This window comes from Pseudomonas sp. ICMP22404 (assembly GCF_006227205.1).
GTDB lineage: Bacteria > Pseudomonadota > Gammaproteobacteria > Pseudomonadales > Pseudomonadaceae > Aquipseudomonas.
In genome coordinates, this window is sequence record NZ_VCNG01000077.1 from 1 (window position 1) to 408 (window position 408).

Sequence of the window (408 nt, forward strand, 5' to 3'; positions counted from 1 at the left end):
GAGCCGTTGCTCAGCGTCACGGTCACTGGCGTTTGCGCCGCGTTGGTGAGCGTCGCGGTATAGGTGATCTGGCCGCCTTCGGTGATGGTTTCGCTGGCGCTCAGGGTCAGGCCAGTGGTGTCCACCGAATCAGTGATCGTGGTAACCGCAGGCGTGGTGCTTGGTACCAGATTCTCGAAGTTGCCGCCGGTCGCACTGGTGATGGTGGTGCTGACGGTGCTGCCGTTGTTGTAGACGTCGTTGGGCGATGTCTCGACGGCAATGGTGCCGGTGGTTTCGCCAGCAGCGATATTAATGACCGAACCGTTGCTCAGTGTGACGGTGACTGGTGTTTGAGCGGCGTTGGTCAGGGTGGCGGTGTAAACAATCGAACCACCTTCGGTGATGGTTTCGCTGGCGCTCAAGGTC

At 60.0% G+C, this 408-nt stretch carries 1 protein-coding gene; it reads right to left on the minus strand.

The features are described from left to right. Positions 1-408 (minus strand): immunoglobulin-like domain-containing protein (locus tag FGE05_RS29960; protein ID WP_176563050.1); only part of this gene is annotated, 408 nt, incomplete at both ends.